17 protein-coding genes are annotated in these 18,877 nt (G+C 74.6%); 5 read left to right on the top strand and 12 right to left on the bottom strand.

Features of this window, described 5'->3' with window-relative positions:
• Nucleotides 1-47: 47 nt before the first annotated feature.
• From ACFVX9_RS31365 to ACFVX9_RS31310, 12 genes are all read right to left on the bottom strand, one after another.
• Nucleotides 48-2,615, bottom strand: coding sequence for an ABC transporter permease (locus tag ACFVX9_RS31365; protein ID WP_387984754.1), 2,568 nt, complete (start codon nucleotides 2,613-2,615; stop codon nucleotides 48-50).
• Nucleotides 2,616-2,645: 30 nt separating this feature from the next.
• On the bottom strand, nucleotides 2,646-3,401 hold the full coding sequence (locus tag ACFVX9_RS31360) for an ABC transporter ATP-binding protein (RefSeq protein ID WP_380342858.1): 756 nt from the start codon (nucleotides 3,399-3,401) through the stop codon (nucleotides 2,646-2,648).
• Nucleotides 3,402-3,556: 155 nt separating this feature from the next.
• Complete coding sequence (locus ACFVX9_RS31355; protein WP_380486067.1) at nucleotides 3,557-4,795, bottom strand: sensor histidine kinase; 1,239 nt, start codon at nucleotides 4,793-4,795, stop codon at nucleotides 3,557-3,559.
• Nucleotides 4,796-4,800: 5 nt separating this feature from the next.
• Nucleotides 4,801-5,481 (bottom strand): two-component system response regulator CseB, encoded by a 681-nt coding sequence (gene cseB, locus ACFVX9_RS31350; protein WP_387984767.1) that lies wholly within the window; start codon nucleotides 5,479-5,481, stop codon nucleotides 4,801-4,803.
• A gap of 349 nt (nucleotides 5,482-5,830) precedes the next feature.
• On the bottom strand, nucleotides 5,831-6,475 hold the full coding sequence (def, locus tag ACFVX9_RS31345) for a peptide deformylase (RefSeq protein WP_079135633.1): 645 nt from the start codon (nucleotides 6,473-6,475) through the stop codon (nucleotides 5,831-5,833).
• Nucleotides 6,476-6,558: 83 nt separating this feature from the next.
• Entirely contained in the window at nucleotides 6,559-7,551 is a 993-nt protein-coding gene (locus ACFVX9_RS31340; RefSeq protein WP_387984749.1) for a tetratricopeptide repeat protein, read from the bottom strand.
• 304 nt (nucleotides 7,552-7,855) lie between these two features.
• Nucleotides 7,856-9,187 (bottom strand): HD-GYP domain-containing protein, encoded by a 1,332-nt coding sequence (locus ACFVX9_RS31335; RefSeq protein ID WP_244293371.1) that lies wholly within the window; start codon nucleotides 9,185-9,187, stop codon nucleotides 7,856-7,858.
• Between the two features lie 23 nt (nucleotides 9,188-9,210).
• Nucleotides 9,211-10,659 (bottom strand): HD-GYP domain-containing protein, encoded by a 1,449-nt coding sequence (locus ACFVX9_RS31330; protein WP_063347883.1) that lies wholly within the window; start codon nucleotides 10,657-10,659, stop codon nucleotides 9,211-9,213.
• Between the two features lie 356 nt (nucleotides 10,660-11,015).
• Nucleotides 11,016-11,423: a mycothiol system anti-sigma-R factor gene (gene rsrA, locus ACFVX9_RS31325; RefSeq protein WP_387984744.1), complete on the bottom strand. Its 408-nt coding sequence runs from the start codon at nucleotides 11,421-11,423 to the stop codon at nucleotides 11,016-11,018.
• Nucleotides 11,420-12,163, bottom strand: a complete 744-nt coding sequence (locus ACFVX9_RS31320; RefSeq protein WP_063351149.1) for a sigma-70 family RNA polymerase sigma factor — start codon at nucleotides 12,161-12,163, stop codon at nucleotides 11,420-11,422. Before ACFVX9_RS31320 ends, rsrA begins: the two co-directional genes overlap by 4 nt.
• A 301-nt stretch (nucleotides 12,164-12,464) precedes the next feature.
• Nucleotides 12,465-13,100 (bottom strand): alpha/beta family hydrolase, encoded by a 636-nt coding sequence (locus ACFVX9_RS31315; protein WP_063347884.1) that lies wholly within the window; start codon nucleotides 13,098-13,100, stop codon nucleotides 12,465-12,467.
• 73 nt (nucleotides 13,101-13,173) lie between these two features.
• Nucleotides 13,174-13,926 (bottom strand): SOS response-associated peptidase, encoded by a 753-nt coding sequence (locus ACFVX9_RS31310; RefSeq protein ID WP_380429957.1) that lies wholly within the window; start codon nucleotides 13,924-13,926, stop codon nucleotides 13,174-13,176.
• Between the two features lie 138 nt (nucleotides 13,927-14,064).
• Between ACFVX9_RS31310 and ACFVX9_RS31305 the strand changes: the two genes are divergently transcribed.
• From ACFVX9_RS31305 to hisN, 5 genes are all read left to right on the top strand, one after another.
• Nucleotides 14,065-14,796 carry a M50 family metallopeptidase gene (locus ACFVX9_RS31305; RefSeq protein WP_063347886.1) on the top strand — a complete coding sequence of 244 codons (732 nt, stop codon included), beginning with the start codon at nucleotides 14,065-14,067 and terminating at the stop codon, nucleotides 14,794-14,796.
• Between the two features lie 154 nt (nucleotides 14,797-14,950).
• Nucleotides 14,951-16,282 (top strand): 3-phosphoshikimate 1-carboxyvinyltransferase, encoded by a 1,332-nt coding sequence (gene aroA, locus ACFVX9_RS31300; protein ID WP_387984738.1) that lies wholly within the window; start codon nucleotides 14,951-14,953, stop codon nucleotides 16,280-16,282.
• 15 nt (nucleotides 16,283-16,297) lie between these two features.
• Nucleotides 16,298-17,353: a ribosome small subunit-dependent GTPase A gene (gene rsgA, locus ACFVX9_RS31295; protein WP_063347888.1), complete on the top strand. Its 1,056-nt coding sequence runs from the start codon at nucleotides 16,298-16,300 to the stop codon at nucleotides 17,351-17,353.
• A gap of 130 nt (nucleotides 17,354-17,483) precedes the next feature.
• Nucleotides 17,484-17,807 (top strand): multidrug efflux SMR transporter, encoded by a 324-nt coding sequence (locus ACFVX9_RS31290; protein WP_063347889.1) that lies wholly within the window; start codon nucleotides 17,484-17,486, stop codon nucleotides 17,805-17,807.
• 122 nt (nucleotides 17,808-17,929) lie between these two features.
• Entirely contained in the window at nucleotides 17,930-18,727 is a 798-nt protein-coding gene (gene hisN / locus ACFVX9_RS31285; protein ID WP_063347890.1) for a histidinol-phosphatase, read from the top strand.
• The last annotated feature ends 150 nt before the right edge of the window (nucleotides 18,728-18,877 follow it).

Here is an 18,877-nt window from a genome sequence, read left to right as displayed (position 1 = left end):
TCAGGTCTGGCAGGACAGCCGGTGTCCGACCCAGCACTGACGGTCGCTCACGCCGCCCCGACCGCCTCCAACGGGCTGAGGGCGGCTGCCCGGCGGGCGGGGAGGGTGGCGGCGAGGGCTCCGATGGTGAGGGAGGCGAGGCAGAGGAGGGCCAGGGTCCCCCAGGGCACGGCCAGCGTGTACTGCTTGACCGCGCCGCCGGCCAGCGCGCCGACGGCCCAGGCGCCGAACAGGCCGCCGGCCAGGCCGAGCAGGGTGCCGAAGGCCGCGACCGTCACGGCTTCCAGGCGGATCATCCGACGGATGCCCCGGCGGTCCATGCCGATGGCGCGCAGGACGCCGATCTCGCGCGTCCGTTCGGTGACGGACATGGCCAGGGTGTTGACGATGCCGAGGGCGGAGATCACGACGCCGATGCCGAGGAGCCCGTACATCAGCGTCAGCAGGTCGCCCATCGTCCCCGCCGCTTTGCGCACCAGTTCGGCCCGGTCCTGCACCTTCAGGAGCGGGTTGTTGCCGACCGCCGCCCGCAGCCCCTCTCCGGACGCGCTGTCGCCCCGGACGAGGATCCGCTGGACGGAGCCGGGCTTGAAGCTGTGCTTCTGCACGTCGGCCCGGGCGCCGACCGCGTCGTGGGCGGTGGGGTTGTCCTGGTAGATGCCGACGACGGTGTACCGCGTGAACTCCTCGCTCCGGCCGAGGCGGGCGTTGACCTGGCCTCCCGTGCTGACTCCGGTCTCCCGGGCGACGCTGCTGGAGAGGGCGATCCGGCTGGGCCCGAGGTCCTGCGCGGAGCCGCTCACGAAGTCGAGCTTCAGCACCTGGCCGACGCCGTCCGGCTCTACGTCGGCCGGCTCCACATCGGCCGGGTCGATGCCGGAGATCTCGCGCACCTTGCCGCCGATGACCGCCGTGGAGTCGGCGACCGCGCTCGCGCCGCGCACCCCGGGGGCGCCGGCCACCCGCTGGACGGCGGCCGGGTCGATGCCGGTCATGGTGTCGCCGGTGCTGATCACGTAGTCGGCCGCGAGCCCGTCCGCCGTCTGCCGGTCGAGGGCCTGCCCGGTGGAGTGGCCGATGGTGGCGAGCCCGCTGACCAGTGCCGTGCTGATCAGCAGCGTGGCGGCGGTCGCCGCCGTGCGCCGGGGGTCGCGCAGCGCGTTCTGCCGGGCCAGGAGGCCGGCGACGCCGAACCGCCGGGTGAGGCGGCCCGTCAGCCGGATCACCGGGACGGCGAGAGTCGGCGCCAGCACGATCAGGGCGACGACCAGGACCCCGCAGCCGAGCATCGCGTTGCGCAGGTTCTCCTCGGAGGCGTCCTCGGCCGAACGCGCGAGCGCGGTCAGCAGGCCGGCGCCGAGCACGAGCAGCCCCACCCCGGCGATCGGACGCAGCCGTGAGCGCCCGCCGGGCGGCGCGGCCGCCGCCCGCAGCGCCTCGATCGGCGCGATCCGCGCCGCCCTGCGCGACGGCAGCCAGGCGGCCGACACCGTCACGCCGACCCCGACGAACAGGGCCGCCGCCACCGGCCGGGGCCCGATGACGAGCGGGCCCTTCGGCACCTGGTTCCCGTCACCGCTCAGCAGTCCGGGCAGCACGGTCGCGATGCCGAGCCCGAGGGCGAACCCCGCCATCGACGCGACGACCCCGACCAGCGCCGCTTCGGCCAGCAGTGAGCGCACCACCTGGCGCCGTGTCGCGCCCACCGCCCGCAGCAGGGCGATCTCCCGGGTGCGCCGGGCGACGAGCATGGTGAAGGTGTTGACCACGAGGAACGAGCCGATGAACAACGACACCCCGGCGAAGACCATCGGCAGCTTCTGGTAGCCCCGGGTCAACGTGCCGACGTAGAGGGCCTGTTGGTCCGCCTGCGCCTGTCCGGTGGTGACCTCGGCCGCGCCGGGCGGCAGGGTGGCGGCGATCCGCGCCGCCAGCTCGTACTGGCCGGCGCCCGGTCCGGCGGAGACTTCAAGGCTGGTGTAGTTCCCGGGAGTTGCGAACAGCCGCTGTGCGGTGGCCCGGTCGAACAGGGTGAGCGTGCCGCCGGCCGTGACCCGGGTGTCCCCGGTGGTGACGGTGCCGACCAGGCGCGCGGTGAGGGCCGGGCCGTCCGTGGCGAGCGTGATCGTGTCGCCCACCCGGTACCGGCCGGCCGCCGCGGTGCCCCGGTCGACGGCGATCTCGTCGGCACCGGCGGGGGCCCGCCCCTCGACCACGGGGTAGCGGGCGTCCTTGCCGTCGCGCCCCGGGACGTAGGCAGCCGCGAGGTTCGTGCCCCGCTTGACCCGCAGCGGCCTGCCGTCGGCCGCGTTCAAGGTGGCGCTCCCGTCGACCGACGGCCGTACCGCCGCGACGCCGGGCACGTCCGCGAGCCTGCGCGCCAGCGCGTCGGTCAACACGCCCGGCTGGTCAGGAGTGGCGGCGGGCTCCTTCGCGGTGACGCTGACCGCGACGTCGGCGAAGGTGCGGGACGCGGCCGCCCGCTGGACGGCGGCGGTCGAGTCCGCGAAGACGAGGGTGCCGGAGACGAAGGCGACGCCGAGGCAGACCGCGAGGACGGTCATGAGCAGCCGGGCCTTGTGCGCCAGGACGTTGCGCAGGGCTGTGGTCAGCATGATCAGCTTTCGGAAGTGGCGGGTGCGGGGTCAGCCGGCGAAGGACTTCATGACGTCCAGCACCCGGTCCGGCGTCGGGTGCGCCATCTCGTCGACCAGCCGCCCGTCGGCCAGGAACACCACCCGGTCCGCGTACCCGGCGGCCACCGGGTCGTGGGTCACCATGACCACTGTCTGCCCCAACTCCCTGACGGAGCCGCGCAGGAAGCCGAGCACCTCGCCCCCGGCCCGGGAGTCGAGGTTGCCGGTCGGCTCGTCGCCGAACACGATCGAGGGCCGCGCGACCAGCGCCCGGGCGACCGCGACGCGTTGCTGCTGCCCGCCGGACAGTTCGGCCGGCCGGTGGTCGAGGCGCTGGGAGAGCCCGACCATCGACACCACCCGGTCCAGCCACTGCCGGTCCGGCGTGCGCCCGGCCAGCGACAGCGGGAGCGTGATGTTCTCCAGCGCGGTCAGGGTGGGCAGCAGGTTGAACGCCTGGAAGATGAAGCCGACCCGGTCCCGCCGCAGCCGGGTGAGCTGCCGGTCGCCCAGGCCGCCCAGCTCCGTCGTGCCGATCCGCACCGACCCCGACGTGGGGGTGTCGAGCCCGGCCGCGCAGTGCATCAGGGTGGACTTGCCGCAGCCGGACGGGCCCATGATCGCGGTGAACTCGCCCTCCCGGAAGGCCACGCTGACCCGGTCCAGGGCGGTGACCCGGGTGTCGCCGCCGCCGTAGGTCTTCGTCAGGTCGACGACGGCGGCCGCGACCCCGGGGGTCGCTTGCAGGGCAAGGGGGTTGGCGATCACGGGTGGCTCCTGTCCGAAGGCGCGAGTCGAGGTGCGGGTCAAGGTGCGAGTCGGTGCACTTCGAAGGGTGTCCGGGGCACGTATCAGGCCCCTGCGCCGCCGTGTATCAGTCCCCGCGCCGCTTCGCAGCAGTCCCGTAGCAACTGCCGCGGTCAGCCCGGCAGCCGCAGCGTCGCCACCGCGCCGCCGTCCTCCGCGTTGTCGAAGCGCAGCTCCGCCCCGAGCAGCCGGGCCTGCCCCAGCGCGATGGTGAGCCCCAGCCCGTGGCCCGTGCCACGCTCGGCGGCGCCGGTGTGGAAGCGGCGCGGGCCTTGGCGCAGCAGGTCCGGCGGGAAGCCGGGGCCGTGGTCGCGCACGACGACCGTACGGTCCTGGACGGTGACCAGGACGGGGGCGGCCCCGTGCCGGTGCGCGTTGACGACGAGGTTGCCGACGATCCGTTCCAGCCGCCGCGGGTCGGTCTCCACCGTCCGCTCCGCCGCCACGGCGATCTCGGCCTCGAACCCGGTGCGCAGCACGGCCTCCCGGACGACGGCCGCGAGCGGCACCCGGGCCCGCGCCACCTCCTCCGCCCCGGCGTCCAGCCGCGAGATCTCCAGCAGGTCCTCGACCAGCCCGCGCAGGTCCCGCACCCGCGCCCGGATCAGGTCCTCGGTCTCGCCGGCCGGCAGCAGGTCGACGGCGGCCAGCAGTCCGCCGACCGGTGTGCGCAGCTCGTGCGCCACGTCCGCGGTGAACTGCCGTTCGGAGCGCAGTCGTCGGCCGAGGCTGTCGGCCATCAGATCCACCGTCGCCGCGATGTCGGCGACTTCGTCGCCGCCCTTGGTGGGCCCGGTCCGGGCGTCGAGGTCCCCGGCGGAGATCCGTCCCGCCGTCTCGGCGACCCGCCGCAGCCGGCGGGCGAGCAGTCCGGCCCCGTAGACCGCGGCCGGCGTGGCCGCCGCGAGCGCGACCAGCGAGGCCACCGCCATCGCCGCGTCCAGCCGGGGCAGGTCGGAGAGCTGCGGTGCCAGGTTGACCTGGATGGCGAGGACTGGGCTGCCGGGCCCGCCGGTGCGCTGGGCGGCCCAGTAGCTCGGGCCCGAGTTCCCTTCGGCGTGCCCGTCGTAGGCCGTGTGCCGTTCGCCGTCGGCCGGGTGGCGCAGGGCGGCGGGCAGGTCTACGGGGTCGAGTTCGGCGCCGTCCGCCAGCGATCCGGTGCGCCGGTAGACGTCCATGGCCGAGTAGACGGCGTTGAAGGCCTGCGCCTCGGCCCGGCTGCGGATGTCGTGCGCGGTCCACAGGTGCACCAGCACCCCGACCGCCGCCGCGACGAGGCAGGCGGTGGCGGCGGCCAGCGCGGCGATCTTCCAGCGCAGGGGCGCGCGGGCGGGCCGGGGAGTCGTGTGCACCGCTCTCAGCGCCTGAGCTTGTAGCCGAAGCCGCGGACCGTCTCGATCCGCTCCCGGCCGAGCTTGCGGCGCAGCCGCTGCACGCACAGGTCCACGACCCGGCTGTCGCCGTCCCAGCCGTACTCCCAGACGTTGCGCAGCAGGGTGTGCCGCTCCAGCACGACGCCGGGGTGGGCGGCGAACTCCAGCAGCAGCTTCAGCTCGGTCGGGGTCAGCGCCACCGGCGCCCCGCCGACGGACACCTCCATTCCGGCGGTGTCGACGGTGAGGTCCCCGAACACCAGGACGTCCCCGTCGGCGGCTCCGGGCGAGGGCGCCGGGACGGGTGGCGCGTACGTCGCCCGCCGCAGCAGCGAGCGGATGCGCGCCACCAGCACGTACGTGTCCACGGGCTTGACCACGTAGTCGTCCGCCCCGGCCTCCAGGCCGGCGACGACGTCGAGGCCGTCGCCGCGCGCGGACATCATCAGGACGGGCACCAGACTGGTCTCCCGGACCTTGCGGCACAGGCCGATCCCGTCCAGGCCGGGCAGCATCACGTCCAGGATCAGCAGGTCGAACTGCTCGTCCCGGAACAGCTCCAGCGCCGTGAGGCCGTCCGCCGCGGCGCGCATCCCGTAGCCGTAGCGTTCCAGCGCGACGGTGAAGGAGCGGCGCATCAGCTCGTCGTCCTCGACCAGCAGCACGCGGACGGGGTGCGGGGGCGGCGTGGGCGAGGACACGGGCGGACGGCTCCTGCTCGGACAGCGACGGACAGCGGCGGGCGGCGGCGGCGGCGGACAAGGGCACGATACGGCAGATATCGGACGCCCCGGCCTCCTCACCCACATCGACGTCAGGCCGCGCGCTCCCTGATACCCGGCGGATACAAACCCGCCGACGAACCCCCCGCCGCACCCGCCACCGATCACCCCTTGACCGACCCGGCGGTCAGGCCCTGGGCCAGGTGGCGCTGGAGGCGTCAAGAGCGGGAACGCCAAGAGCGGAAACGCAAAGGGCCGGGACGCCCGTCGCGCCCCGACCCTTGACGGTTCGTCAGTCGTTCGCCACGGTCGCGTACCGCGCGGTGCCCTCGGCCATCTGCTTCAGCGCGTCCTTGCGGTCCCGCTTCGACAGCTTGTCGATGTAGAGGGTGCCGAACAGGTGGTCGGTCTCGTGCTGCAGGCAGCGGGCGAAGAAGCCGGTGCCCTCGACCCGGATCGGCCGGCCGTCCTTGTCCACGCCGGTCACCGCCGCGTACTCCGGGCGGGGCAGCTCGGCGTACGCGCCCGGCACCGACAGGCAGCCCTCGTTGCTGTCGTCCAGCACCCGCCGGCGGTCCGCCGGGTACTCCTCCAGCTTCGGGTTGATCACGTGGCCGATGTGGCGCACGCCCTCGTCGTCCGGGCAGTCGTAGACGAAGACCTTCAGGTCCACGCCGATCTGATTGGCCGCCAGGCCCACGCCCTCGGCCGCGTACATCGACTGGAACATGTCGTCGATCAACGCGGACAGCTCACCGTCGAACGCGGTGACGTCCTTGACCTCGCGGTGCAGGACCGGGTTGCCCACCACGGTGATCGGACGCGCGGTGCCCTTGGAGAGGTCCGGCTGCTCGCCGACCACCTTCAGCGGGGCCTCGTCGGCCGCCGACTCCTGGTCGTGGTCGTGGTCGTGCTGGTGGTCGTGCTGCTCCGCCATCGCTGCTTATCCGCTTCCGCTTCCGAGAATGGTCCAGGTATTCGGCTCTCGCCGGGTACACCGCTCAAGGGTAAGCGGCGCGCTCAACAGACTTCCTCCAGATCGCGGTACGCCCGCGTGCCGGGCGAGGCCGCGGCCCAGCGGTCCAGCAGCGAGCGGACCAGCAGGGCGGGCGCGGCGATCCCGCACTCGCGCTCCACCAGCCAGGACATGCCGGCCTCCCCGCCCTGGCTGAGGTGGCTGAGGTGTCCGGGGTGCGCGGCGTCGCCGTCGTCGTGCGGGTCGTGGTGGGCGGTGTGCCCGTCGTCCGTGGCCATCCGGCTCTCCGAGCAGGCCCGGCAGAGCAGCCGCACCGAGGACGTCCAGTCCTCCGCCGCGTAGCCGGCGTCCGCCACGACCCGCTCCAGCGCGTCCCGGTCCCCCGCCGTGGCGGCCTGGAGCAGCACCACGTAGGTCGGCACCGGGGACGGCGCCCACAGCTCGATCTCGTCGAACACCGGATAGGCGACCCCGTCGGTGACCCGCTCGCCGTGCGGGGCGCCGTCGTGCAGCACCACCTCGCCCCAGCGGCGGCCGGAGGAGGGCAGCGGGATGGACAGCACCTCGATCCGGGCCGGGTCCAGCCGGCGGCCCCACACCACCTCGGACTCGCCGTCCGGGGAGAGCCGCACCGGGGTGGTGCCGAGGTCCAGGCTGACCGGGCCGTCCGGCTGCCCGCCCGGGCCGCCGGACAGCTTCAGCCCGTACGCCTGCCAGGCGCGGCGGGCCAGCGGCCAGTCCTGTAGGGCGGTCGCGGTGATGCCGAGGTTCCACCAGTCGGGGGCGCCGTGCTCGCGGTCCAGCAGGGCGACGGCCCGCAGCCCGGCCGAGCGGGCCTGCTCCCAGTCCCGGCGGAACTTGTGCAGCAGGGCGAGGTTGAACCAGGAGTCGGACAGCCAGGGCTCCAGGTCGGCGGCCATCACCAGCAGCGCGCCGGCGTCCTCGTAGCGGCCGTCGCCGATCAGCGTGAAGGCCCGGTCGGTCGTCTGCCGCCAGGTGGCGGACGGCCGGTGCCGTGCCCGGTGGAAGATCCTCACGTTCGTCCCTGCCGTCGTCGTCCGCTCAAGTCCCGTACCGCCGCGTCCGGATCCACTTCCGCGGGGGTCCGGGGCACGGTGCCCCGGGTCGGTGTTCCACGCTACGACCGCATCCAACCACGCCCGCCCCCGCCCGCGCTCCCCACCGGCGAGGTTGGGGCCGCCCCTACCCAGCCTGCCCGCCCGGCCGCCCCGCCTCAACCCCGGCGCAGGCCCGCCGGTCCGCGGCGCTCCGCCGGTCCGCCCCGCGGCACTCGACGGGACCCGGGCCGACCGTCGGACTTCGGGCCCGCCTGGACAGGCCTCAGCCGCCCACCCGGGCCAGCGCGTCCACCACCCGGGCGTCGTACACCCGGCCGCGCCCCAGCCGCAGCACCTCCAGCGCCTCCAGCCGGCCCACCGCCTCGCCGACCCCGCGGCCGCGGGCCGCCGTCAGCAGGTCGTCGTGGGCGTTGGCCACCCGGATGATCCGGGCCGCCAGCGGCACCGCGCCGTCCCCGCCGGCCGTGCCGAGCACCGGATCGGCCAGCCGGGCGACCTGCTCGGCGACCTGCCGGGGCACCCCGGTGCGGCGGATCACCTCGCTGCCCAGCCGGGCGATCCGCTGCTGCTCGGCGCAGGGCAGCAGCGCGGTCGCGCCGTCCGGCACCGGCTCGACCAGCGACAGCTGGCCCACGTCGTGCATCAGCGCCGCGTACTCCAGCAGGGCGAGTTCCCGGGTGCCCAGCCCCAGCTCGCGCCCCAGCGCGCACGCCGTGTCCGCGACCCGGCGGGCGTGCCCGTGCGGGGTGTAGCCGGCCACCTCGGTGGCCCGGGCCAGGCTGGCGATGGTCTGCCCGGTGGTGGCCCGCACCGCCGCGGCCCGCCGGAAGGACACCTGGGCGAGCAGCAGCGGGGTGCAGAACAGCGGCAGCGCCCACAGCCCGACCTCGCCGGCCGCCAGGCTGACCAGCATCCCGGTGGCGACGATCGCCGAGCCGATCCCGAACAGCGAGCGCAGTTCGTCCTCCAGCGCCGCCGGGAACCTCAGCCCGCCCTCCAGGCCGGCCGCCGACCGGCGCAGCAGCGCCGCCAGGGTCGCGTCGCAGAGCGCGGCCAGCGCGGCGACGGCGGTCAGGAACACCCCGTACGCCGGGCCCTCGGGCGAGAAGCGGTCGACCAGTCCGCCGTTGTAGAGCGGCTGGAAGACAGCGGCGGCGAAGCCGACCCCGAGCAGCCGGCGGGCGGCGCTGTCCCGCCGGGCCGGGTCGGCCCAGGGCGGGCGCCGGTGCGGGCGGCCGGGGCGGGCCCGCTGGGTCAGGCCCGGCCGGCCCCGGCCCGGGCGGCACGCCCTGAGCCAGGGCAGTGCGAGGCCGGGCAGCCAGGCCAGCAGCAGGCCGACGCCGGTCACCGCGACCACCTGGAGCATCCCGTGCGCGGTGGGCACCCCGCGCAGCGGCCCGAGCAGGGCGTACGCCAGCGCGCCGGCCGCGCCGATCGGCGCCTGTTCGCGGTCGCCCGGAAGGGTGATCCGGACGCACTCGCCGAGCGCGATCAGCGCCGTGAACGCCAACGCGACCCGCGCTCCGGCCACCCCGCGCACCGCGACCGCGCCCACCGCGAACACCAGCAGCGCGGCCGCCGCCGCGTGCACCACGCGGGCCTCCCGGCCAGCCGCGGTCACGGCTGCCCGGCCGTGGGGACGCTCCCGCCCTGCGCGGGCACCCGGCCCGGCGCCGCCCGCGCCGGCTCGGGCACCCCGAGCGGAATGTCGGGGACGGCCCGGATGCCGTCCCCGGGCGGCGGCAGCACCGGCTGCCAGTCGTGCCCGGCCAGCGCGTCGATCAGGGCCCGGACCATCACCGGGTCGAACTGGCTGCCCGAGCAGCGCTCCAGCTCCGCCACGGCCTCGGCGACCGGGCGGCCGCGCCGGTAGGAGCGGGTGGAGGTCATCGAGTCGAAGGCGTCGGCGACCGAGATGATCCGGGCGAACTCGGGGATCTGCTCGCCGACCAGCCCGCTCGGGTAGCCCCGGCCGTCCATCCGCTCGTGGTGGTGCAGGATCCCGGCGTGCGCCTCGCCGAGGAAGGCGATCCCGCGCACCAGCTCGTACCCGTACACCGGGTGGATCTCGACGGCCCGCCGCTCCGCCTCGCTGAGGGGACCGTTTCTGCGCAGCAACTCGGTGGCCACGCCCAGCTTGCCGACGTCGTGCAGGATCCCCGCGAAGCGCAGGGTGCGCAGCCGCTCGGCCTCCATGCCGAGCTGACCGGCGATCAGCACCGAGGCCCGGCCGACCCGTTCGCTGTGCCCGCGGGTGTACGAGTCCTTGATCTCCACGGCCTGCACCAGCGACTGCACGGTGGCCTGGTGGGCGTCCCGCTCGCGCTGGCCCTGGGCGAAAACCCAGGCCGAGATCGACAGTGGCAGCAGCGCCAGCAGCGCCGCGAACGCCCCGTACGGGCCCTGCCAGAGCACGGCCACCATCAGGCCGCCGGCCGCGTGCACCAGCACCGGCAGCCCGCACACCGCGACCGCCCCGCGCAGCAGCACGACGGGCCGGCGGTCCTCCGCGAGCATCAGCATCGCGCCCACCAGCACCCCGTTGACCAGGCAGAACGTGACGACGGCGGCGAAGCCGGGCAGCAGCGCGGCCGGGAAGCGGGAGCCGAGCAGCAGTTGCGGCCCGTGCAGCAGGTGGAAGGCCGCCGCGGAGGCGAAGGCGCACAGCGCGAGCTGGGAGCCGTTCCACAGCTGGCGGGTCCGGCAGCCGCGCCCGGCCGGGCCGCCGAGCACCGCGGCGGGCACCGCGACCAGCGCGGCGGCGGCCGGCGGCAGCATCAGCACGCCGGCGAACAGCACCGGGAAGAAGGCGTTGACCCCGGGGCGGGAGAGCGCCCGCTCGGGCGGCGGCGGTCGGCGCAGCAGCCGGCGGACCAGCCGCAGGCAGGGCGTCGGCAGGCCCTGGGCCAGCGACTCCCAGCAGCCGTGCAGGAAGGCCAGCAGCCCGACCTTGGGCCAGTCCACCGGGGCGCCGAGCCAGCGCGGGAGCCCGGGCGGCACGCCGGTCGGCAGCAGCGGCAGCAGGCAGCACAGCGCCGCCACCGGGACGGCCACCAGGTAGCGCATCGCCCCCTCCGGCAGGGCCGCGTCTTCGCCGTCGATAGCGATCTCGACCTCCCCGACGTCCGGGCCCGCGTTGCCTCAGCTCGCCGGGCGGACCGGCGGTGAGCGTCCGTCAGGAGGATAGGCCGCCACCCGGGCGCAAGGACGCATGATGGCGCGACGACGCTGCTGGCGCACCGCCAACTCACTCGAACGAGTGAGGGGCGCACGCAAGCACAACGGGAGCGGCCCCGGGAGCGCACGCTCCCGGGGCTGTCTGACTCCGTGTCCGGACCGCTCGGCCCGCCCTCGCCGGCGGGCCCGTCCGCTTGCTCCGCCCGGCCGCTGAACGACCGCCCAGCCGTTGAACGGCCGCCCGGCTACTCCGCCGGGGCGCCCGCCTCGACGGTGGCACCGGGCCGGACCGTCGGCTCCTCCGGGGCCTCGCCGGCGGCCGGCACCGACCGGTCCGTCTCGACGTGCAACTCGACCGTGGTGTCGACGGCGACCACCACCTGCTCGCCCGAACGCTGCCCCGCCCGGATCGAGTCGATCCTGGCCAGCACCTTGCTGCGCAGGTCAGCCGGGGTGTCGTCGCAGCCGCAGGAACGCTTGATCAGTGCCTTGATCGCCTGCTCCAGCCCGTACTGCTTCAGGCAGGGCGAGCACTCCTCGAAGTGCACCCGCAGCTTGGCGCAGTCGCCCTCGGCCATCTCGTTGTCGAGGAATTCGTAGAGGTGGTCGAGGACCTCGCCACACTCCGTGTCGTGCGGATCGCCGCAGCTCATGAGCCCGAGCCCTTCGCTTCCTGCCCTGCCCCGCTGCCGGCCGGGACGAGCCCGCGCTCACGGGCGTAATCCTCCAGCATGCCGCGCAGCTGACGGCGGCCGCGGTGCAGCCGGGACATCACCGTGCCGATGGGAGTACCCATGATGTCCGCGATCTCCTTGTACGCAAAGCCTTCTACGTCCGCGAGGTACACGGCGATCCGGAATTCCTCCGGAATGGCCTGGAGCGCGTCCTTCACATCGCTGTCGGGGAGGTGGTCGAGCGCCTGGGTCTCGGCCGAGCGCAGACCGGTCGACATGTGCGACTCGGCGCGGGCCAGCTGCCAGTCCTCGATCTCCTCCGCCGCCGTGCGCTGGGGCTCGCGCTGCTTCTTGCGGTACGAGTTGATGAACGTGTTGGTGAGGATGCGGTACAGCCAGGCCTTGAGGTTCGTGCCCTCGCGGAACTGGTGGAAGGACGCGTACGCCTTGGCGAACGCCTCCTGGAGCAGGTCCTCCGCGTCCGCGGGGTTGCGCGTCATGCGCAGCGCCGCCGAGTACATCGGATCCAGGTAGCCCAGGGCGTCACGCTCGAAGCGCTCCCGCCGGGCCTCCTCGCTCTCCTGTGCCGACACCCGGAAGGTGTCCTCACCGATCGCCTCGGCCAGCTCCTCACCGGTGAGCGCCTCGCCCGTGGGCTGGCCCTCCTCCGGGCCCCGGCCCGGCTCGGCCTCGTGCTCGGTCCCGACGACCGGACCCACCTCCTCGGCATGGCGGGCACGACCCACGGCGGGCCGCCCCGAAATGGAGGATATCGGGCTGACGGGCTTCTCGCCCGCGACAATCCAGTCGGACCAGGCGGGGCCGAACGCCGCGGCGGCCTCGCGCTGCTCTGACCGCTCGGGGCACGCGATCGAACCCATCTGCCCTGCCTCTCAACCGGGAATCGTACTGACGAGAGTGCCAACCACCCCGACCCCGCCCGCATTCCCGCGCCCGCCCCGAAATCGCTCGCACGGGTGATCGAGCGGAAACCCCCCGCTCACGGCCGCCCCCGCCGCCTCAGACGACCCGCAGCACCCAGTCCCCGACCGCCCGGCAGATCGCCTCCAGCACCTCGTCCTGCCCCACCGGCGCCCGCTTGGGCACGTCGAAACCGTGCCCGCCGTACGGCACCGCCACCAGCTCGTGCCCGGGCGGCAGCTCCGGGAACTCCTGCGGCCCGCCGAACGGATCCGCCGTACCCTGCACCACCAGCGTCGCCGCCCCCGACTCCAGCAGCTCCTGCGCCCGGCTCTTCTCCGGCCGGCCCGGCGGGTGCAGCGGGAACGCCAGCGCCACCACCCCCACCGCCCCGCTCGCCGCCCCGGTCCGGCAGGCCACCCGCGCCCCGGCGCTGCGCCCGCCCACCACCAGCGGCAGCCCCTGACCGGCCAGCCGCCCGGCGACCGGGGTCCAACCACGGTCCAGCGTGCGCGGCGCCGGGGCGAGCCGCTTGCCCGCCACCCGCCAGGGCTGCTCCACCAGCGCCACGGTGATCCCGCGCGCCGGCAGCGCCGCGGCCAGCGCCACCAGGTCCCGGGCCTCGATCCCGCCGCCCGCGCCGTGACCGAGCGCCAGCAGCGCCTTCGGCGCACCGGCCCGGTGGTAGCTGATCCGGGCGTCCCCCACCTCGGTGGGGACGAGTTCGGTGGTCATCGTCGGTCGCTCCAACCGGCTCAGGCTCCCTCAGCTGTCAGGACGCAATCGTCGAACTTCAAACATTCAGACATCAGAACAGGGTGGTCTCGTACTCCGCCTCGGCCCACGGCTCCTTCAGCTCCGGGCCGTTGTTGCGGATGCTGCCGACCGCCGGCGAGACCGGAGTGGCCAGCAGCGCACCGGGCGGCGGCGGTATCAGCAGCCGGCGCAGCTCGTCCGGGTCGTCCAGCCCCGGGTCCAGCCACTCGCCGTAGGAGGCCGGGTCGAGGAACAGCGGCATCCGCTCGTGGATCGGCGCCAGCGACTCCTCGGCGTCGGTGGTGACGATGGTGAAGGTCACCAACCAGGCCGCCGGATGGTCGGCCGGCACCGTCCGGTCGCGCCAGAACTCGTACAGCCCGGCCAGCGCCAGCGGGGTGCCGTCCGCCCGGGAGACGAAGAACGGCTTCTTGCGCGCCTTGCCGCGCTCGCCCGGCACCGTCTGCCACTCGTAGTAGCCGTCCACCGGCAGGATGCACCGCCGCGAGGCGAACGCCTGCCGGTACGAGGGCTTCTCGTGCACCGTGTCCGAACGGGCGTTGATCATCTTCACCGCCGTCTCGGCCGACCGCGACCACTGCGGCACCAGGCCCCAGCGCAGCACCCTCAGCTGGCGCACCGGCCGCGCCCGGCCCTTCGGCACCCGCTCCAGCACCACGAAGGCGCTGGTGGTCGGGGCGACGTTCCAGTTGGGGGCCAGCGTTTCCGCCGGATCCCACTGCTCGACGCCGAACAGCTCGACGATGTCCTCGGGCTTGCCACTGGCTGCGAAGCGACCGCACATGCGGGCCAGCTTGCCATGCCCGCCCCGCTCACCACTTCTTCATCCCGCCAGGAGAACCGTCCGCTCCCGCCCGCCCGTCCCCGCATGGGAGGCTGCCCCGAACGGCCCAACGCAGCGGACGGAGGCGGAGACGAGACGATGAGCGCACAACCCACCGACCAGAACCTCGGCGAACTGTGGAACCAGGTCACCGGCACCCAGCCCGCGCCGCCCGGCTGGCTGGTGCTGGCCACCGCCGGCGCCGCCCTGCTCGCCGTCCTCGCCCGCCCGCTCTGGCACGTCACCCGCAACGCCGTGACCATCGCCCACGAAGGCGGCCACGGCCTGATCGCCCTCGTCACCGGCCGCCGGCTCGCCGGCATCCGGCTGCACTCCGACACCTCCGGCCTCACCCTCTCCTACGGCCGCCCCACCGGCCCCGGCATGATCCTCACCGCCGCCGCCGGCTACACCGCCCCCGCCCTGCTCGGCCTCGGCTGCGCCGCCCTGCTCTCCACCGGCCGGATCACCCTGCTGCTCTGGCTGGCCGTCGTCCTGCTGCTCGCCCTCCTGGTGCGCATCCGCAACGCCTTCGGCCTGTTCACCGTGCTGGTCGCCGGCGGCGCCTTCTTCCTGGTCTCCTGGTTCGGCAGCGCCGAGGTCCAGGCCGGCTTCGCCTACCTCGGCTGCTGGTTCCTGCTGTTCGGCGCCGTCCGCCCGGTCCTCGAACTCCAGCACCAGCGCCGCATCGGCTGGGCCCGCGACTCCGACGCCGACCAGCTGGCCCGCCTCACCCACATCCCCGGCCTCGCCTGGATCACCGTCTTCCTGCTCACCGCCCTCGCCTGCCTCGCCCTGAGCGCGACCTGGCTGCTCCAGCCCCTGCACTGAACCCCGCCCTCGGCGCGAACCTGCTGCTCCGGCCCCTGCGCCGAGCCGCCCCCGCGGCACGGACGGGCTACCACAACCCCTGCACCGGGCCTCCCCCGTCCCGCCATGCGGTTGGCGCAGGGGCCGTTCCGGTACGGCCCCTAAACTTGCCCCCATGACCGAGACCCTGTGGCCCGCCCCCGTCGCGACCACCCCCGTTGACGCCACCGTCACCATCCCCGGCTCCAAGTCGGTCACCAACCGAGCCCTGGTGCTGGCGGCGCTCGCCGACGAGCCCGGCTGGGTGCGCCGGCCGCTGCGCAGCCGCGACTCCCAGCTGATGGCCGACGGCCTGCGTGCCTTGGGCGTCGGCATCGAGGAGAAGGTCAACAACGACTCCGGCGGCACCGGCGGCGGCGAGGCCTGGCGGGTCATCCCGACCCCCGCGCTGCGCGGCCCCGCCTCGATCGACGTCGGCAACGCCGGCACCGTGATGCGCTTCCTGCCCCCGCTCGCCGTCCTCGCCGACGGCCCGGTGCACTTCGACGGCGACCCGCGCAGCTACGAGCGCCCCCAGCACGGCGTGATCAACGCCCTGCGCGCGCTCGGCGCCCGGATCGACGACGGCGGCCGCGGCGCCTTCCCGCTGACCGTGCACGGCACCGGCGCGCTCGACGGCGGCCCGGTCGAGCTGGACGCCTCCTCCTCGTCCCAGTTCGTCTCCGCCCTGCTGCTCTCCGGCGCCCGCTACAACCAGGGCGTCGAGGTCCGGCACGTCGGCGGCCCGGTGCCGTCGCTGCCGCACATCCGGATGACCGTCGAGATGCTGCGCCTGGCCGGCGTCCAGGTCGACGCCCCCGAGGACGGCGGCGAGAAGGACGTCTGGCGGGTCACCCCCGGCGCCCTGATCGGCCGCGACCTGGTGATCGAGCCGGACCTCTCCAACGCCGCGCCGTTCTTCGCCGCCGCCCTGGTCACCGGCGGCCGGGTGACGGTCCGCGACTGGCCCAAGCACACCAGCCAGCCCGGCGACCAGCTGCGCGAGATCTACACCCGGATGGGCGGCGCCTGCGAGTTCACCGACGAGGGCCTGCAGTTCACCGGCACCGGCCGGATCCACGGCATCGAGGCGGACCTGCACGACGTCGGCGAGCTCACCCCGGTGATCGCCGCCGTCGCCGCACTGGCCGACTCCGAGTCCCACCTGTACGGCATCGCCCACCTGCGGCTGCACGAGACCGACCGGCTCGCCGCGCTCGCCAAGGAGATCAACGACCTCGGCGGCGACGTCACCGAGACCGAGGACGGCCTGCGCATCCGCCCGCGCCCGCTGCACGGCGGCATCTTCCACACCTACGAGGACCACCGCCTGGCCACCGCCGCCGCCGTGGTCGGCCTGGCCGTGCCCGGCATCGAGGTGGAGAACGTGGCCACCACCGCCAAGACCCTGCCGGACTTCCCGAAGATGTGGGCGGAACTGCTCGGCGAAGCGGTGGCGGACGCCTGAGCGGAGACTGAGCACATGCGCCGCTACGGCAAGGACGCCGACGAGGACGACATCCGCAACCGCCCCGCCCGCCGGGGATCCCGGCCGCGGACCCGGATCCGGCCCAAACACGATGACGCCGCCGAGGCGATGGTGCTGACCGTCGACCGCGGCCGGCTGACCTGCCTGATCGACCCGGGCACCAAGCAGGAACGCGAGATCGTCGCCATGAAGGCCCGCGAGCTGGGCCGCAAGGGCGTCGTCGTGGGCGACGTGGTCAACATCGTCGGCGACCTCTCCGGGGACACCGACACGCTCGCCCGGATCGTCCGGGTCGAGGAGCGCAGCTCGGTGCTGCGGCGCACCGCGGACGACGACGACCCGTACGAGCGGATCGTCGTCGCCAACGCCCAGCAGCTGGCCATCGTCACCGCGCTGGCCGACCCGGAGCCCCGGCCCCGGCTGATCGACCGCTGCCTGGTGGCCGCCTACGACGCGGGCATGGAGCCGCTGCTGGTGCTCACCAAGGCCGACCTCGCCCCGGCCGGGCCGCTGCTGGAGTCGTACGCCCCGCTCGGCATCGACTACGTGGTCACCCGTCGGGACGAACTGGAGACGGAGGGCGCCGAGGCCGTCCGCGCGCACCTGCGCGGCCTCTCCACGGTGTTCATCGGCCACTCCGGCGTCGGCAAGACCACCCTGGTCAACGCCCTCGTCCCGGACCACCAGCGGCAGACCGGCCGGGTCAACGCGGTCACCGGGCGCGGCCGGCACACCACCGTGTCCGCGCTGGCGCTGCGGCTGCCCCCGCCGCCGGGCGCCAAGCCGGGCTCCAAGAAGGCGCTGGACCCGGGCTGGGTGATCGACACCCCGGGCTTCCGCTCCTTCGGCCTCTCGCACATCGACCCGTCCCGGGTCATCCACGCCTTCCCCGACCTGGAGCCCGGCACCGCCGACTGCCCGCGCGCCTGCAGCCACGACGAACCGGACTGCGCGCTGGACGCCTGGGTCGCCGACGGCCACGCCGAGGGCGCCCGGCTCTACTCGCTGCGCCGGCTGCTGGCCAGCAAGGAGGCCCGCGAGGGCGACTGACCCGGGCGGCGGCTTTACCGTCCCATGGGTTTCCCGACCGTTCGAGGTGTCGGACCGCGCCGGCCTGGCGATCATAGGAAGGTCGGGCCACAGCGCGGTCCGACCCGTCGATCGACAGGGAGGGCACGCGATGGCATGGGCCTTGGTGGTCCTGGCCGGCCTGCTGGAGACCGGCTTCGCGATCAACCTCAAGCTCAGCGAGGGCTTCACCAAGCTCTGGCCCACCATCAGCTTCTGTGTGTTCGCCCTGGGCAGCTTCGGCCTGCTCACGCTGTCCCTGAAGAGCCTGCCGGTCGGCCCCGCCTACGCGGTGTGGACGGGCATCGGCGCGGCCGGCACCGCCATCTACGGCATGGTCTTCCTGGACGAGACCACCTCGGTGCTGAAGCTGGTCTCGATCTCCCTGGTGATCGCCGGCGTGATCGGCCTCCAGCTCAGCGGCTCGGCGCACTGACCCCCACCGGCCCACCCCTGCCACCGGCCCGCTCCTGCTGCTCGCCCGCTCGCCACCGGCAGGCCGTCCCGGTCCGCGAGCCCGGCTGTCCCGATCCGGGCGGGATCGCTAGGGTTTCGGACATGGCCGATTACCACGACGATCTCCGACTCGCCCACGTCCTCGCCGACTCGGCCGACTCGGTCACCCTGGAGCGCTTCCGCGCCCTCGACCTGAAGGTCGAGACCAAGCCCGACCTCACCCCCGTGAGCGACGCCGACAAGGCCGCCGAGGAGCTCGTCCGCAGCGTGCTGCAGCGCGCCCGCCCGCGCGACGCGGTGCTCGGCGAGGAGTTCGGCCTCCAGGGCTCCGGCCCGCGCCGCTGGGTGATCGACCCGATCGACGGCACCAAGAACTACATCCGCGGCGTCCCGGTCTGGGCCACCCTGATCGCCCTGCTGGAGGACGGCCCGGACGGCGTCGAGCGCCCGGTGGTCGGCATCGTCTCCGCCCCCGCGCTGCAGCGCCGCTGGTGGGCGGCCAAGGACCTCGGCGCCTACGCCGGACGCAGCCTCACCAAGGCCTCCCGGATCCACGTCTCCGGCGTCTCCCGGATCGAGGACGCCTCCTTCTCCTACTCCTCGCTCTCCGGCTGGGAGGAGCGCGGCCGCCTCGACCCCTTCCTGGACCTCACCCGCGCCTGCTGGCGCACCCGCGCCTACGGCGACTTCTGGTCCTACATGATGGTGGCCGAGGGCGCGGTCGACATCGCCGCCGAGCCCGAGCTGTCGCTCTGGGACATGGCCGCCAACTGCGTCATCGTCGAGGAGGCCGGCGGCCGCTTCACCGGCCTGGACGGCGTGCCCGGCCCCGGCGGCGCCGACGCCGTCGCCAGCAACGGCATCCTCCACGAGGAGACCCTGCGCCGCCTGAGCGTCTAAGGGCTCTCCTGCGCGGCCGAACATGGTGCGGGGCCCGGGGGCAACGGCCCCCGGCGGCCCAGCCCCCCCCCCCCCCCGGCGCCCTCCCCACCCCCCCCCCTCCACCCCCCGACCCACCCCCCCCCCCCCCCCCCGCTCCCCCCGCCAAGC

This window comes from Kitasatospora sp. NPDC058243, assembly GCF_042882025.1.
In the GTDB taxonomy this organism is placed as follows: Bacteria; Actinomycetota; Actinomycetes; order Streptomycetales; family Streptomycetaceae; genus Kitasatospora.
This window is presented reverse-complemented; position numbering and strand designations above follow the sequence as displayed.

Coding starts and splice junctions, on each gene's coding strand:
- ACFVX9_RS31365 (WP_387984754.1), bottom strand. CDS start 2,615: ATGCTGACCACAGCCCTGCGCAACGTCCTGGCGCACAAGGCCCGGCTG.
- def (WP_079135633.1), bottom strand. CDS start 6,475: ATGGCGGAGCAGCACGACCACCAGCACGACCACGACCACGACCAGGAG.
- ACFVX9_RS31330 (WP_063347883.1), bottom strand. CDS start 10,659: ATGCGCTACCTGGTGGCCGTCCCGGTGGCGGCGCTGTGCTGCCTGCTG.
- rsrA (WP_387984744.1), bottom strand. CDS start 11,423: ATGAGCTGCGGCGATCCGCACGACACGGAGTGTGGCGAGGTCCTCGAC.
- ACFVX9_RS31315 (WP_063347884.1), bottom strand. CDS start 13,100: ATGACCACCGAACTCGTCCCCACCGAGGTGGGGGACGCCCGGATCAGC.
- ACFVX9_RS31310 (WP_380429957.1), bottom strand. CDS start 13,926: ATGTGCGGTCGCTTCGCAGCCAGTGGCAAGCCCGAGGACATCGTCGAG.
- ACFVX9_RS31305 (WP_063347886.1), top strand. CDS start 14,065: ATGAGCGCACAACCCACCGACCAGAACCTCGGCGAACTGTGGAACCAG.
- aroA (WP_387984738.1), top strand. CDS start 14,951: ATGACCGAGACCCTGTGGCCCGCCCCCGTCGCGACCACCCCCGTTGAC.
- rsgA (WP_063347888.1), top strand. CDS start 16,298: ATGCGCCGCTACGGCAAGGACGCCGACGAGGACGACATCCGCAACCGC.
- ACFVX9_RS31290 (WP_063347889.1), top strand. CDS start 17,484: ATGGCATGGGCCTTGGTGGTCCTGGCCGGCCTGCTGGAGACCGGCTTC.
- hisN (WP_063347890.1), top strand. CDS start 17,930: ATGGCCGATTACCACGACGATCTCCGACTCGCCCACGTCCTCGCCGAC.